Below are 15,508 nucleotides of genomic sequence, written 5' to 3'. Positions count from 1 at the left end.
CTCCTTCGGCGCTATCTTTGCAGCACCGATCCCTTGCCCAGCAACGCTTCTATCTCCTGCACGACGACAGGAGATGCGTCGAGCCAATACTTCGGCTCCAATTTCTGCCAACGACCTTTTCGGTTCAAAAAGACGACATGCTCGCCCGGATGTGCGCCTAAGATGCCGTATAGCGTCTCAAGCGTCGCCGTCGTATCATGCGCTTCAGCAAGCGTGATGTAGTAATCCTGCCGATAGTCGTCGAGCGAAGTGATTGTATCGGCGAGCACCTTGACGCCGTCATCCGTGAAATTCACGCGCCCCTGCACGACGAGCGCCGCATCGGGCACAAGAAGATTTACGTGCGGATAAAAGACCCCGGGGAAAACGACGACCTCAACCGAGTGTGTGTAATCTTCCAGCTCTATGAAACACATCGTGTCGCCCTTCTTCGTCGCGATGCGCTTCGCTGAAGAGACGAGGCCGCCGATGCGCACGAGCTGACGCTCCTTCTTCTTGCCGTCCAGAATATCCGCGATGGAAACAAGATTCTTGATCTTCTTCTCGTGGCGATCGAGCGGATGACCCGTGATGAAGAAGCCGGTGTTCTCCTTCTCCCACGCGAGCCTTTGCACAGCATCGACCTCGGCGATATCTGGCAACGCGACATCGTCAGCCTCCTGCATCGCCGCTTCACCGAAAAGACCGATCTGCCCGCTCGCTGCATCCGCGTGCTTTTGCGCTGCCACATCGACGACGCGCTCCAAGACAGCGAGAAGCTGCGAGCGACGCGCACCGAGCGAATCGAAAGCGCCGCATTTGATAAGGCTTTCGAGCACGCGCTTGTTTGTCGTGCGCATGTCAACGCGCGTACAGAAGTCGAGGAGAGAGGTGAACGCGCCGCCCTCTTCACGCACAGCCGCGAGACTCTTGATCGCCGCCTCGCCGACGTTTCGCACGGCAGCAAGACCGAAGCGGACAGCATCGCCGTCAACGCTGAACGTCGCCTCGCTCGCATTGACGTCGGGCGGCAGGATCTTGATGCCCATACGGCGGCAAAGCTCGATGTAGACGCCGACCTTGTCGTTCGTATCCATGATGCTCGTGAGCATCGCCGCCATGAACTCCTGTGGATAGTGCGCCTTCAAGTACGCCGTCTGCCACGCCACGAGCGCGTACGCCGCGCTGTGCGACTTGTTGAAGCCATAGTCGGCGAAGTGCGTCAAAAGATCGAAGATCTTTTCCGCCAACGCAGGCTCGATACCGTTCTCCTTGGCGCCTTTCATATACGTCTCGCGCTGCGACATCAGAACGTCGTGCTTCTTCTTCCCCATAGCGCGGCGCAGGATGTCCGCCTGCCCGAGCGTGAAGTTCGCGAGCACCTGCACCACCTGCATGACCTGCTCTTGGTAAAGCACGACGCCGAACGTCTCCTTGAGAATCGGTTCGAGCAGAGGATGCAGATAAGTTACCTTCTTCTTACCGTGCCTTCCCGCGATGAAGTCCGTCACCATACCGCTGCCCAGTGGTCCCGGACGGTAAAGTGCGACCGTCGGAATGAGGTCTTGGAAGTTTCTCGGCTGCAAATCCTTGACGAGATTCGTCATGCCTGCTGATTCCATCTGAAAGACCGCACCCGTATCGCCTCGGCAAAGCATCTTTGCCGTCTTTTCATCTTCGAGCGGTATCTTGTCAATATCGATCGTGATGCCGCGGCTCTTCTTGATGTTCTTCAAGGCGTCGGCGATGACCGTGAGCGTGCGCAGACCGAGGAAATCCATCTTGAGTAACCCGAGCTCTTCCACATGATCCTTGTCGTACTCCGTCACGAGCGTACCGTCCGACACCTGCACAGGCACATAGTCGGTCAGGGGATTGCGTGCGATCACGACCCCCGCCGCGTGTGTTGATGAGTGACGCGGCAATCCTTCGAGATTGCGTGCAAAGTCGATGAGCCGCTTCGTCTCGTCGCTCTCCTCATAGATGCTGCGAAAATCCTGCGAATCGGCAAGCGCACGGTCCAGCGTGATGCCAAGCTCCGACGGCACAGCCTTTGCCACGCGATCAACGCTCGCATACGTCATTTCAAGCGCGCGCCCGACATCACGGATCGCTCCCTTCGCCGCCATCGTGCCGAAGGTGATGATCTGCGCCACATGATCGCTGCCGTAACGGCGCTTCACATAGTCGATGACCTCCTCGCGGCGAATGTAGCAAAAGTCGATGTCGATATCGGGCATCGTCACGCGCTCCGGGTTCAAAAAGCGCTCGAAAAGCAGTTCATACTTCAAAGGATCGAGGTTCGTAATGCCCAGAAGATAGGCGACGATGCTGCCCGCCGCCGAGCCGCGCCCGGGACCAACGGCGATCCCTTCGCTGCGCGCATACTTGATGAAATCCCAAACGATGAGGAAATAGCTGTCATAACCCATGCGATGAATGATCGAAAGTTCATATTCGAGTCTCTCGCGTACAGCAGGCGTGATTTCCTCGTAGCAGCGCGGCAAATTCTCCTCGCAAAGCTGCTTGAGATAGGCATCGTCCGTCATGCCCTCGGGCAAGGGGAAGTTCGGCAAATGCAGGCGCCCGAACTCGAAATCGACCTTGCAGCGCTCGGCAATCTTCTGCGTATTGGCGAGCGCTTCGGGATGGTCTTGGAAAAGCTCCTGCATCTCTTCGGGCGAGCGCATATAGAACTCCCCTTCGGCGTAACGCATACGCGTCGGATCGTTGACACCCTTGCTCGTCTGAATCGCAAGCAGGACATCGTGCGCCTCCGTGTCTTTCTTGCGCACATAATGGATATCGTTCGTCGCCACAAGTCCGATATCAAACTTTTCTGCCAGCGCAATGACACCGGCAAACGCCGTTTTTTCATCAGCAAGACCATGATTTTGAATCTCAAGAAAAAAATTCTCCCTACCGAAGATGTCAATATACTCCTCAACGAGTTTTTCCGCACGCTCCTTTTCACCGCGAAGAATCGCCTGCGGGATCTCGCCCGCAACACAGGCGCTGAGACAAATCAGCCCTTTGCTGTACTTTCGCAGAATCTCCTTATCGACGCGCGGTTTGTAGTACATCCCCTCCGTATTGGCAAGTGAAATGAGCTTCACAAGACTTTTGTATCCCTCGTTGTTCTCTGCAAGGAGAATCAAATGATAATAGCGAGTGCCGCGCACCTCGGTACGGTCAAAGCGCGACTCCGGCGCAAGATACGCTTCGCAGCCAATAATCGGATGAATTCCCTGCTTCTTCGCCTCTTTATAAAAGTCAATAACGCCGTACATCGCGCCGTGATCCGTGATCGCAATGGAGTCCATGCCGAGTTCCTTCGTGCGCGCGATAAGATCGGGAATGCGGCTCGCACCGTCAAGAAGACTGTAGCATGTATGAACGTGCAGATGTGCAAAGGGAATCTTCGTCATGGCAACCTCGCTGAATTTATCTGTATTTGCTAAATGATTCGTTCTTTCCATTATAAAAGATAAGCCGCTCCCTATCAATAGCATAATTATAGCGGTTTATAGCAGCTACCCACAAACCCAGTAACCACAAGCATTCAAACAAATAACAAGCAATTTTTCAACACGACGGATTATGAGAGATTATACAGGCGAATCATGGTTTTTACAGATAAAAAAGCAGGGGAAACGCGCAATGCTTCCCCCTGCTTTTTCACCACGCAACCACATTGTACATCACGCTGGCGCCGCGTGACGGCTGAACAACCTTCAATGCTTCTTCATATACGCTTCGGCAACGGCAAGAACATATTCCTGCAATGCTGCGCCGACGGCGAGATCCCAATCAACGTCGCCTGCAAAAACCGTGTTGGAAATGACGCGGATCGTGAGGAACGGCACGTCATACGTCTGACAAATCTGCGCAACGGCATCGCCCTCCATCTCTTCGACGGCAGTGCCGTAGAAATCATGCAGAAAGAGCACGCGGTCGACTTGGCAGTTCCAGCTGTCCGCCGTGCCGACGACACCCTCCGTCACACGCCCTTTCGTATAGAAATCTTTCCGCGCAATCGCCGCTTGGAAGAGACCTTCATCCGCTTTGTGGTAGACCTCCTGCGTGAAGCGATGCTCATCCTTATCGTAGGCAAAAACACCGAGCTTGTCGAGCGCCGTCTCATCGACACCCATGCCGCTTGCACGAAAATGTGACTTCCACGCCGATATATTGACCGTCTCCCTGCCGACGACAATATCGAAGTTTTTTAAGGCGGGATCGTGTGCGCCTGCTGTACCTTGATTGATGATGGCGACGGGACGGAAAAACTCCATAGCAAGCGCTGTAGTCGCCGCCGCATTCGCCAAGCCCCACTGCGTACGCGAAACAGCAAGCGGCACGCCATGATAGCTGCCCGCGGCGAAGTACCACTCGCCGAGCCGATACTCTTCAAGCTCATCGAGCTGCTCGACCATGTGACTTGTTTCCACTTTCATCGCGCCTTGAATGAGCAAGGGACGTACGCCCGTATATGCCTTTCCCTCGCGATCCAACAATCCTCCTGCCATCGTGTTCCCTCCGTTAAAATTTCCTCATAACTACAAATGTGAATTATTATACGCCTTTCGCTTTACATTGTCAAATAAATCCCCTATAATAAAAATGAGTACATTAGTGATACTTTATGGTAAAGGAGCGATTCCCTCTTGAAGATTCTTGCGCGGCACCTGACTGCTGACCTATACAACTGCAAAGAAAACAAACTGCTCAATATGGAAATGACCGTTGCTGCTCTTCGGCGGCTCGCGGAAGAAACAGGCTTTCATGTTCTGCAAATCGACACGCAGATCATTGAAAAGGGGCATTTCGTCATCCTCCTCGCGCTTCGAGAAGGTCACCTTGCGCTACATACTTACACAGAGCTTCGCTATGCGGCAGGAGACATCTTCCTCTGCGATGCTGATGCCGAGCCTGAAACGCTCTTCAAGGGGCTGCGGAAGTTCTTCAAACCCGAGAAGATCCGCACGACATTCCTCAAGCGCGGCGATTTCGGCACGGTCAAGGATATGAAACCAAAGATCAAATCACGAGTCGCGCCGCTTCGACGCATCCACAACACGGGTGCAAAGGTCATACGTCTGCTCGCGCGGCGTAACCGCAATAAAAACTTTTGAAAAAGGCTGCCAATCGGCAGCCTTTTTCTATGAAACCACAGGTGTTTTTATGTCACGGATAGGCGGGCAGATTCGGTTGAATCGCCGTCGCGGCTTTGTAGTCACTCTCGGATTCTGCCAGTTTGCCCGATAAGCGGTAGAGATAGCCGCGCCGATAGTAAAAGGATGCGTTATTCGGCTCGATGCGAAGCGCCGCCGTATAGTCGTCGATTGCCTTCGCCTTTTCACCCATATTCTCCAAGACGCCCGCGCGGTTGCCCAAGAATGCTGCATTCTGTGGATTGAGCGCAATTGCCGCATCGAGATCGACGAGTGCGCCTTCGATATCGCTGAGTTTGATCTTTTCAATTGCACGCAGGTTCAAGATGTCCGGATTCTTCGGCTCAATCGCCAGCGCTCTTTCGATGTCGAGCAAAGCCTCTTCGTTGCGCTCCATCAGACGATAGCAGATCGCACGCTCAATATAGACGGGCAATACGTCCGTCGCATGTTCCAAAGCATGTGTATAGTCGGCGACGGCTTCATCCATCTGTTTCAAGGCACGGTAGCTGCCCGCACGATTGAAGTAAACGAGCGAGGCGTTCTCAGCGGGTACGACTTCCAAGAGATGAGAGAAATCGAGGATCGCCTCTTCATGCTTGCCCATGCGTTCCAAGCAAGCGCCGCGGCGGCTCAATGCAGGGATATTGTCCTTCTCGATCATCAACGCCGCCGTATAATCTGCCGCAGCTGAAACGAAATCCTGCTTCTGCTCCCTCGCCAAACCGCGCTCGATGTAAGCTCGCGGCTTGAGTGCATCGTCAGCCTTTTCGAGCACTCGCGTATAGTCGGCGATCGCCTCGTCGAAACGCCCCAGGCGATAGAGCAATGATGCGCGATAAAGCTGCGTCCCCGGATCATTTGGCTGCAGCGCAACGGCTTGATTCAAATGCGCAAGCGCCGCACTGCCGTCGTTTTGCGCGATCGAGGTCAGTCCCATCTCGAATTCGATCAGTGCATTTTTCGGATCGAGGGACTGCGCCATACGAAAATCCTTCTGCGAATCTTCATAACGCTTCATCTCACGCAGTACAATGCCGCGATTGACGAAAGCCATCGGATTCTCACCATTGATTTCAATTGCCCAATTGAAATCACGATAAGCAGCATCGAGATCATGCTTTCGGTAGCTTGCGATACCGCGCTGAATCGCTGCGAAATCCGGCGATAAATCAGCAGCTTCTCCCTGCCCTGCGGCTCCGTCATGCGTCGCCTGATCGGCTTGCACCGATGGCAGCTGTTCCGCTTTCACGCTATTCCTAGAAACAGAGGCATTCGCTGCGGGCTTTTGCTCGCGACGCTCCTCGCGCACGGACTCTTGCTTTTGCTCAGACGCTTCCTTGTCCGGCATCTCTTGCCCTCGCCGCTGATCTTCATGCTGCTGTACGTTTGATTTCTGCGGCTCGACAGAATCTTCAGGCGTAAACGTCCCCCATGCGCGTAAAAGCGCATCGTCCACCGCCGAAGCCTCAGCAAGAGAAGCAAAGCCCCAAGCAACCGAGCCTGCTAAAATCGCAGCCAAAGCTGCCGTCGTTATCTCTTTTTTCACGAAATCACCTCATATAAATACTCAATGCACGATCTGAAGAATTACGAAGATGATAAGACCAATTCCTGCACCGACAATGGAGCCGTTCATACGAATCCACAGGAGATCCGGCTCGACCTTATCATAAACAAGATGATTGAGCTGCTCATCGGTCAGCCGCGCGAGTACGTCGCGCACAATGATGCCGACAAGCTCCTGCGCCGCGAGCGCCGAACGTGCCGCAAGATCGTAGAGGAAACGATTGATCGCTCGCTGCATCTTCTCATCTTCACTGAAAAGCACGAGCGTACGTCGAAGCTCTTCGACAAGTACGGCGGAAAAGTTCTCTCGCAGCATGGGCAGCACCGCATCGAAACTGCGTCTCTGCCGCGGCGCGAAGAAGTGCTTCTGCACAAACGCCAAACTTCGCTCAATCGCCTCTTCCAAAGGCAATCCCGCAAGCAAGGTGTCGCGAAGCTCCAGTGAGAACGCGCAAAAATCCTCATCTGTACACAATTCTTCCGCTTTCGCATAGCAGATAGAAAGAAATTCCTGCTGCAGCGGCGAATCCCGCTTTGCCAATTCCATCAAAACAGAAAGCGCTTGGCGGCGCACAAGCTCCGCAAGATCCGAGAAGTTCAAAACATCCGTCATCTGTCCGATGCCAAGCAAAAACTTTCCCCACGCACCTTTTGTATTTTCCTTTGCATAGTTGAAGAGCAAGTCCTCGACTTTTTCGGAAAATGCCGGAGCGGCGATCTTATCAGCGAGAAACTGAGCCGCGCGACTGACGAGCACATGATCGCGCTCATCATCACGCATCCAGCGCCCGATCAGCGAAAAAATCTCCGCCGGGCGCGTCCGTGACAACTCGCCGCGCATCTCATCAGCAAAAGCCCCCGCTTGCTGTTCGCGGTCGATGTGCATGGCAAAGCTGCGTACATAGTGCAGGAATTGCAGCACGAGTTTCTCCTGCACAGCCGTCTCGCGCAAAAATTCGATCAGGCGCGTGACAAGATTGATATGCTGCAAGGCTTGGAAAATCTTGCGGCGTGAGAAGAACTCTTTCTGCACGAGCGTGACCGACGCCTCGATAAAGGATTCGCGTCGGCGCGGCAAAAGCGCCGTGTGCCACGGGAATCCCAACGGCTTTTTGAAGAGCGCCGTCACCGCGAACCAGTCGGCGATGCCGCCGACGAGCGCTGCGTCAGCGCAGGCAAGAAAGCCGCGCGCGAGGAGGCTCTTCGGATATGCGATGACCAACGCGAGCGCCAGGAAGAAAATGACGGCAGCCAAGAGCAGCGTCTTATCCGCCTTGTTCCACGAACGCCAAAACATCAGCCCACCGCCCTTTCTACAAGGTATGCGATGAGAAACAGCAACATACCTGCCATCGCCCCGACGACGGATCCGTTGATGCGAATCATCTGCAGATCGTCGTCAACACGGCTCTCTACAAAGGCGACGAGTTCATCATCAGAAAAACTCTCCAGTCTTTCCTTGACCATTTGTGTGATGACGGCATGATGATCGTGCAGCTCACTTTCGAGAAGATTCTTGAACATGGCGTCAACACGGCGCTGCAGGCTCTTTTTCTCAATGAACTCATCCATCTTGGCATCCAGCAACAGAAAGAGCGGCTCCCGCCAGAAGGGCGCATCCCCTTTGACATTGCGCTCAAGCCAAAGGGCGAACTGCGCCGAGAGATCCAGCCGCTCGAAGGAATCTTTTTTCCAGGCGGCAATCGCCTGCTTCAAGGAATCATTCTTGCCTAAAGAATGCAGAATTTCTCGAAAAACCGCCGCAAGCCGTTCATACGCTTCACCTTCGCCCTTGAGCATTGCGGCGAGATAAGCGTCGATATGGCGGACGGCGATCTCCTTCAGACGCGCATCGCTCAAGTCCATCGCCTGAATGACTGTCATCCGAAGCGACGCCTGTCGTTCATAGCTTTCGCGCACTTCGCGAATATTTTCCATGAGGATTTCCTGCATATTCGCATCATGCAGCGTGCGGCGCAGGGCGCGAAGCGCCACATGCAGGATACGCGCACGGTTCTGTTCTTCGGCAAGCATATCGAAGAGCCGCAGCAAAAACTTCTCCAAGGGAAAACTCTTCAGGCTCTCGCGGATGGCTGGCCAGACGCGCTCAGCGATATACACCGTATCCATTGTCTCAGCCGCGCGTGAAAGCACGGTGAAAGCGACGTCCTTGATGCGCCCGCGTCCACCGCGATCCACAAGATAGGCGCAAAACATCTGCGCCATGTTGATGTTCCGCGCAACATTCATAATGTTCGCCGCGCTTAGAAGATCATTTGCGGCGTAGTCAACGAGCGCCTGCATGATGCGTGCGCGGTTCCTGCGCAGGATGTCCGTACGATAAGAGATGCCCAAGGGCTTTCGAAAAATCGCCGTGACCGCGAACCAATCGGCAAGTCCGCCAACCGTTGAGGCAAGGAACGCCGCCTCCAGGATATCCCAGAAGAAGCCTCTGCCGACCATAGGAAGGACAGCGAGCGTACCGATGATGCTTACGCAAAGCGCGAGTGTCGCCTTATACTTTTTTTGCAAGATCATGTCGATCCTCCAAGCTCTCAACGCCGTTCGGCGTCGTCCGCCGAGACGGACTGCCGATACGGGCTATGCTCTTTGGCGACCGCCAGCATCAGCTTGATGCGGTTGAGCTGATTGACTTCCGACGATCCCGAGTCGCAGTCAATCGCCACGATATTCGCCCCTTTGTAGTCGCTTCTAAGACTGTGGATGACGCCTTTGCCCGTGATGTGATTCGGCAAACAGCCGAAAGGCTGCAGGCAGACGACATTCGGCACACCCTCATGAATGAGCTTGACCATCTCTCCCGTGAGGAACCAGCCTTCGCCTGCCATATTGCCAAGCGAGACATGCTTCTTCGCCAGACGCGCCGTCTCACTGATCTTGTACGGCGGCGTAAAGCGGCGGCTCTTCTTCAAAGCCTTGCGCATGGGACGGCGAAAGAACTCGACGAGGTTGATGAACATCTGCGCAAACAGTTTGTCCTTGAGCTTACCTGCGAAAAGCTCGCGCTCGACGATGGAATCGTACGCCATGTAAAGGAAAAAATCCGCAAAATCCGGCATGACGACCTCGGCGCCCTCCTCGATCAAAACTTCCTCGATGTGATTGTTCGCTACAGGATGATACTTGACGAGAATCTCGCCGACGATACCAACTTTCGGCTTCCAAAGCCCCTCGATGAGCGGCAGCGCATCAAAATCCTGCACCATGCGCCTGACCGTCTCCGCATACTTGAAATAGCTTCCATCCATAAGCTCGGCAAGGCATTTTTCATGCCACTTTTCATACAGTCGCTGCACTGCGCCCTGCTCCCTCTCATACGGCAAGGCCGCATTTCTCAGTTTTTGCAGCAGGTCGCCGTAAAGGAAAGCCTTGATTGCGTCAACGAAGCAGCTTCGGTCGAGCGAGAACGCATCCGTTTCGAGTCCCCAACACGCGAATACAGGTACCTGCGGATAGCCCGCATACTTCAGAGCCTGGCGCATCAACGCCATATAGTTCGTCGCACGGCACGGCCCGCATGTCTGAAACAGCAGGATCGACGTGTGATCGGGATCGTACTCGCCCGATTGCAGCGCAGCGAGGAGCTGACCAATGACGACGATGGCGGGATAGCACATGTCGTTGTTCACATAGCGCAGCCCGAGATCGATCGCCGCCTTGTCCGGCAAAGCCGGCACGACGACCTTATAGCCATGCTTTTCGAGCACGGGGCGCACGAAGCTGAAATGAATCGGCGCGAGCTGCGGCGCGAGAATCGTATGCGTGCGGCGGCACTCCTCCGTGAAGCGCGGACGTTCCTCGGACGGCTTCGGCTGAAACGGCGTCTTTCTGCATCGCGCGAGAGCCGCGATCAAAGAGCGCAGACGTATGCGAGCCGCGCCGAGGTTACTGACCTCGTCGAGCTTGATCATCGTATAGATATGATGATGGCTTTCGAGAATCGACTTGACCTGCCCTGTCGTCACAGCATCAAGCCCGCAGCCGAAAGAACTGAGCTGAATGAGCGTCAGATTTTCATGCTCGGCGACGAAATGCGCCGCGTGATAAAGGCGTGCATGATAGCTCCACTGGTTGACGATGTTGAGTCCCGCACCCTTGACAGGCAGATGATAAACGGCGTCCTCCGACAGGATGGCAAGACCGTAGGAAGCGATCATGTCGGATATGCCGTGATGAATCTCGGGGTCGATGTGGTACGGTCTGCCGACGAGCAGTATCGCAGGCTGCTTCGTTCGCTCGATCTCGCGCAGGATGCTCACACCGTAATCACGCACGTCCTGCTTGTAGTTCTCAAGTTCCGCGTAGGCGGCGAGCGCCGCTTCCTTGATCTCGCCCTTGGAAATTCCTTCGGATGCGCCGAGTTCCTCAAAAAGGCGCTCAACCATGCGCTTCTTGTCGTCAAGCGGCAAAAAGGGCTGCAGAAACTCGATGTTTTTTTCACGCAGCACGTCCATATTGGCACGGATATTCTCCGCATAGGAAGCAACGACCGGGCAGTTGTAGTGATTGTCGCCCGGATGCTGCTCGTCGATGACATTGAAGGGGATGCACGGATAAAAAATCTTTCGGACGCCCTTTTCCACGAGATCCACGATATGCCCATGCACGAGCTTCGCCGGATAACAGAGTGAATCCGACGGCACCGTCGCCATGCCCTTGTAGTAGAGCGCCGCCGACGACTTATCCGACAGTACGACCTCGTAGCCGAGCTGCGTGAAGAATGTGAACCAGAAAGGATAGTCCTCATACATGTTCAGTCCGCGCGGCAGACCGATCGCACCGCGCGGCGCAGCGGCTCCTGTCAGCGGTACATAGTAGGCAAGAAGTCGCTTATACTTATAATCGTAGATGTTCGCCGCTTCCCGATCCTCGCGCTTCGCTTTGCCGACGCCGCGCTCACAGCGGTTACCCGTGAAGTATTTGCCGCCATCACTGAACTTCTGCATCGTAATAAGACACTGATTGCCACAGTGCTTGCAGCGATACGAACGCGTCTCTACAGAAAAATCGTCCAGAGCATCAGCAGAGAGAATCGACGAACGCGCAAGCCCCTCTTCCTGTGCGAGAATCGCCGCGCCATACGCGCCCATGAGGCCCGATATATCGGGGCGTACGACCTCACGCTCGATGAGCTTTTCCATCGAGCGCAGGACGGCGTCGTTGTAGAACGTGCCGCCCTGCACGACGATGTGCTCGCCAAGTTCCTTGACATCCTTGAGCTGCATGACCTTAAAGAGCGCATTCTTGATGACGGAAAAAGCGATGCCCGCCGATATATCGCAGACCGCCGCACCGTCCTTCTGCGCCTGCTTGACCTTGGAATTCATGAAAACCGTGCAGCGCGTGCCAAGATCGACGGGCGCCTTCGACTCCATCGCCATAGCGGCAAACTCCCCCGCCGTCATATTGAGGCCTTGCGCAAAGTTCTCGATGAAGGAGCCGCAACCCGCTGAACAGGCCTCGTTGAGCGTGATGTTGCCAATACTGCCATCCTTGACAAAAAAGCACTTCATATCCTGTCCACCGATGTCCATAACGAACGTGACCTCGGGGCAAAACTCCTGCGCCGCACGCAGATGGGCGAACGTCTCGACCTCACCCGCATCCGCATGGATCGCCGCCTTGACAATCGCCTCGCCGTAACCCGTCGTCAGTGCGCCCGCGATATACGTCCTTTCGTTCATCGCGGCGTAAAGCCCCTTCAGCTCGCGAATGACCGTATGAAGCGGCGATCCCTGATTGCTGCCGTACGACGTGTAGAGAAGCTCGCGTCCCGTACCGATCGCCGCGAGCTTCGTCGTCGTCGACCCAGCGTCGATGCCGATGTAGATCGGCCCTTCATACGCGGTGAGATCGCCGCGCTTTACCCTCGCGCGGTCGTGGCGCTCCTTGAACGCCGCATAGTCCGCCGCACTGGAAAAGAGCGTGAAATCCGCCTGTCGCGTCTCCTTCGACGCGACATCACGCGCTTTTTCGATGCTCGTTTCCAGACGCGCCATATCGACGATTTCCGTTTCATTCGAGAGCGCTGCACCGAGCGCGACAAAATAATTGCCATCGGGCGCTTCGATGACGTTTTCGGGAGCAATCTGCAAGGTTTCGATAAAACGCTGCCGCAGAACCGCCAAAAAGTGCAATGGACCGCCAAGAAATGCGACTTTGCCTGCAATCGGACGACCTTGCGCGAGATTGCTGATCGTCTGATTGACGACAGCCTGAAAAACGGAAAGGGCAATATCCGCCTTTTCCACGCCATCGTTCATCAGCGCTTGGATATCCGTCTTGGCAAAGACGCCGCAGCGAGAAGCGATCGTATAGATCTGCTTCCCCTTCGCTGCAAGCGCGTTAAGCCCTGCCGCATCCGTCGAAAGGAGCGACGCCATGTGATCGATGAAAGAACCCGTGCCGCCCGCGCAAACGCCGTTCATGCGCTGCTCGGGTGCATCGCCGAAGTACGTCACCTTGGCGTCCTCGCCGCCAAGCTCGACGACCGTATCCGTCTCCGGAATCAGCGACCTCACAGCGGAAGCGCACGCGATGACCTCCTGCACGAAAGGCAGCCCGATATGCTGTGCGACGCCCATGCCCGCCGAGCCAGTCAGCGCGAAAGAAAACTTCTCGCCGCCGACAATTTTTTTGAGGCTTGCCAGATTCTCACAGAGAGAAGCGCCGATCTCCGAAAAATGGCGTGCGTAGTTTTTATACACGATGTTCTTTTCATGATCGAGAACAACGAGCTTGATCGTCGTCGAGCCGATGTCCATTCCCACATCAAATATAGAATTCATGAACTCACCGCCTGGAATCTATGATGTAGCGTTCTGTATGATGCAACTGTCCGGCAGAAGCTTTGCCGAAAGACACAAGAAAATATCAAATCCATCTTCATATTCTAACGCTTTTTCTCTCGGGATTCAAGGATAATTGTTTCCTCATAATCTGCGCGGGCACGGTTTGCTTTTAATACTGCTCCCAGCGATAGCATCATCACAGTGTCATGCTGTACATATATCCTCACATCTTGCAGAAGCCTAACCAATCAGTCTGCGCCCTTCGGACTTGACTTCTTGAGGTTTCGTGGTAATATTGGGAAGGAATCATTATTATTCGTATAGATTAAGGAAAGCTGGTGAGGAAATGGACGGCGATCACCCTAGTTGCACCACAAGTAAAAAGAAAATGCTCGGAAGCATCCCTTTCCGCACCACAGCGCACATTTGAGATCGGGAAGTTTCCGCGAAAGGAGATTCCCTTATGCTCAAGATTTTCAAGTCCCTTGAGAGCGGTCCCTTGCAGCCCTTGACGCTCAAGACGCTTGAAAAAGGCGCATGGATCAACATCATCGATCCTACGCCCTATGAACTCAAAGTCGTCAGCAACCTCACGGAGGTCGAGCCGGATTTTCTGCGCTCCGCCCTCGACGACGAGGAGCGTTCTCATACGGATGTCGAAGACAACTCCGTCATGGTTCTAACGAATGTTCCCGTCATGCGCGGGCAAGACAGTTACGACACGCTGCCGCTCGCCATCATTCTGACGGATGACTATTTCATCACCGTTTGCTTAGAGGATACGCCCGTGCTCTCGGAATTCAACGAAAATACGGCAAAACTCTTCCGCACCTTCAAAAAAACGCGCTTCCTCTTCCAGATTCTCTACAAGTCGGCGACCTTCTACCTGCGCTATCTCCGGCAAATCAGCAAGCACTCAGACGAGATCGAACTGAACCTGCGCCGTTCGATGGAAAACAGCGACATCCTGCGCCTCCTCGAATTGCAGAAAGGCTTGACATACTTCAGCGCAGCCCTGCGCTCGAACGGCGCCGTTCTCGATAAGCTCTTGCGGCTGCGCTCCAATCAAGCTCTGACGCCCATCATCAAGATTTACGAGGAAGATGAAGATCTCCTTGAGGACGTCATCATAGAAAACAAACAGGCGCGAGAGATGGTCGAACTTTACAGCAAAATTCTCGCGCGCATGGCGGACACCTTCACCTCGATCATCTCGAACAATCAGAACCTCGTGATGAAGTTCCTCGCCGCCATGACGATCATCCTTGCGATTCCCACAGTCATATCGAGCTTCTTCGGCATGAACGTCCCCGTCCCCTTAGCAGACGACTCTACGGCATTTCTCTCCATCGCTGTCCTCGCCGCCGTCATCGCCGGTGCATCGTCGTACATTCTATGGCGCAAAAATATGTTTTGAAAAGTATGAATCGGAGGCAGTCATGGCATCACTCATCGAATCCGAGCTCAAGAACGGCGTCATCTTCGGCGACACAAACACCGCAGAATACGTCTATATGCCCGCGAGCGAAATCGGCGTCAAAGAACCTGTTTGCATTTACGAAGTCAACGATATGCGCGACGATGTGGATGTCAAAGAAGCGCTGCGCCTCATAAGAATTCGTAGCCTGCACCCTGCCGTACATCCAAGGCTCGGAAACAGCTCGTGCTGAAACACGAAAGCCCGCGAAGGAATTCATCATTCTTTCGCGGGCTTTGTGGTTTCAAAAAACACAAGGAAGCGCTGCTAAAATGAAATCGCCCAGATAGTGCTACATCAAAGCAAACTGTGCATCCTGCCAAGTTCCTGCACGCGCTCCGTGGAGAACTTCGATATGCGTGCAATCGTCTCAAGCGGCAGCTTGTCACGCAGCATCTCCAAAACAATATCGACCTTCCCCTGCTCACGTCCACGCTCCATGCCACGTTCCATGCCTTCTTCAAAACTGGCCTCTTCGAAGTCTTTTTGATTCCATT

9 protein-coding genes and 1 pseudogene are annotated in these 15,508 nt (G+C 54.5%); 3 read left to right on the top strand and 7 right to left on the bottom strand.

The features are described from left to right. Window positions 1-11 precede the first annotated feature (11 nt). Window positions 12-3,407 (bottom strand): DNA polymerase III subunit alpha, encoded by a 3,396-nt coding sequence (locus tag ACTTKG_RS01225; protein WP_442672440.1) that lies wholly within the window; start codon window positions 3,405-3,407, stop codon window positions 12-14. A 306-nt stretch (window positions 3,408-3,713) separates the two neighbouring features. Continuing rightward, the gene (locus tag ACTTKG_RS01220) at window positions 3,714-4,508 is read right to left on the bottom strand and encodes a 5'-methylthioadenosine/S-adenosylhomocysteine nucleosidase (RefSeq protein WP_442672439.1); all 795 of its coding nucleotides are present in this window, start codon (window positions 4,506-4,508) and stop codon (window positions 3,714-3,716) included. A gap of 138 nt (window positions 4,509-4,646) precedes the next feature. Between ACTTKG_RS01220 and ACTTKG_RS01215 the strand changes: the two genes are divergently transcribed. Continuing rightward, window positions 4,647-5,114, top strand: a complete 468-nt coding sequence (locus ACTTKG_RS01215; protein ID WP_442672438.1) for an S-adenosylmethionine decarboxylase family protein — start codon at window positions 4,647-4,649, stop codon at window positions 5,112-5,114. A 52-nt stretch (window positions 5,115-5,166) separates the two neighbouring features. Here the strand turns inward: ACTTKG_RS01215 and ACTTKG_RS01210 are convergent, their stop codons facing one another. Genes ACTTKG_RS01210 through ACTTKG_RS01195 form a run of 4 tightly spaced genes read right to left on the bottom strand, consistent with a single transcriptional unit; the run spans window position 5,167 to window position 13,531 of the window. Continuing rightward, window positions 5,167-6,702 carry a tetratricopeptide repeat protein gene (locus tag ACTTKG_RS01210; protein ID WP_442672437.1) on the bottom strand — a complete coding sequence of 512 codons (1,536 nt, stop codon included), beginning with the start codon at window positions 6,700-6,702 and terminating at the stop codon, window positions 5,167-5,169. 21 nt (window positions 6,703-6,723) lie between these two features. Continuing rightward, window positions 6,724-8,019, bottom strand: a complete 1,296-nt coding sequence (locus tag ACTTKG_RS01205; RefSeq protein WP_442672436.1) for a DUF445 family protein — start codon at window positions 8,017-8,019, stop codon at window positions 6,724-6,726. Continuing rightward, on the bottom strand, window positions 8,019-9,260 hold the full coding sequence (locus tag ACTTKG_RS01200) for a DUF445 family protein (RefSeq protein ID WP_442672435.1): 1,242 nt from the start codon (window positions 9,258-9,260) through the stop codon (window positions 8,019-8,021). The genes ACTTKG_RS01205 and ACTTKG_RS01200 overlap by 1 nt, the downstream gene beginning before the upstream one ends. A 17-nt stretch (window positions 9,261-9,277) precedes the next feature. Next, complete coding sequence (locus ACTTKG_RS01195) at window positions 9,278-13,531, bottom strand: acyl-CoA dehydratase activase-related protein (protein WP_442672434.1); 4,254 nt, start codon at window positions 13,529-13,531, stop codon at window positions 9,278-9,280. Window positions 13,532-13,997: 466 nt separating this feature from the next. On the opposite strand from ACTTKG_RS01195, the gene ACTTKG_RS01190 reads away from it, so the two are divergent. Both ACTTKG_RS01190 and ACTTKG_RS01185 read left to right on the top strand, forming a co-directional pair. Further along, entirely contained in the window at window positions 13,998-14,951 is a 954-nt protein-coding gene (locus ACTTKG_RS01190) for a magnesium transporter CorA family protein (protein WP_442672433.1), read from the top strand. 22 nt (window positions 14,952-14,973) lie between these two features. Then, the gene (locus ACTTKG_RS01185) at window positions 14,974-15,204 is read left to right on the top strand and encodes a hypothetical protein (RefSeq protein WP_442672432.1); all 231 of its coding nucleotides are present in this window, start codon (window positions 14,974-14,976) and stop codon (window positions 15,202-15,204) included. Window positions 15,205-15,308: 104 nt separating this feature from the next. On the opposite strand, the pseudogene ACTTKG_RS01180 reads toward ACTTKG_RS01185, so the two are convergent. Then, window positions 15,309-15,508: pseudogene (locus ACTTKG_RS01180) on the bottom strand (transposase); the annotation flags it as partial.

This window comes from Selenomonas sp. (assembly GCF_052169755.1).
Taxonomy (GTDB): Bacteria; Bacillota; Negativicutes; order Selenomonadales; family Selenomonadaceae; genus Selenomonas.
Note: the sequence above shows the minus strand (reverse complement) of the source record. Positions and strands in the feature narration are given on the sequence as shown.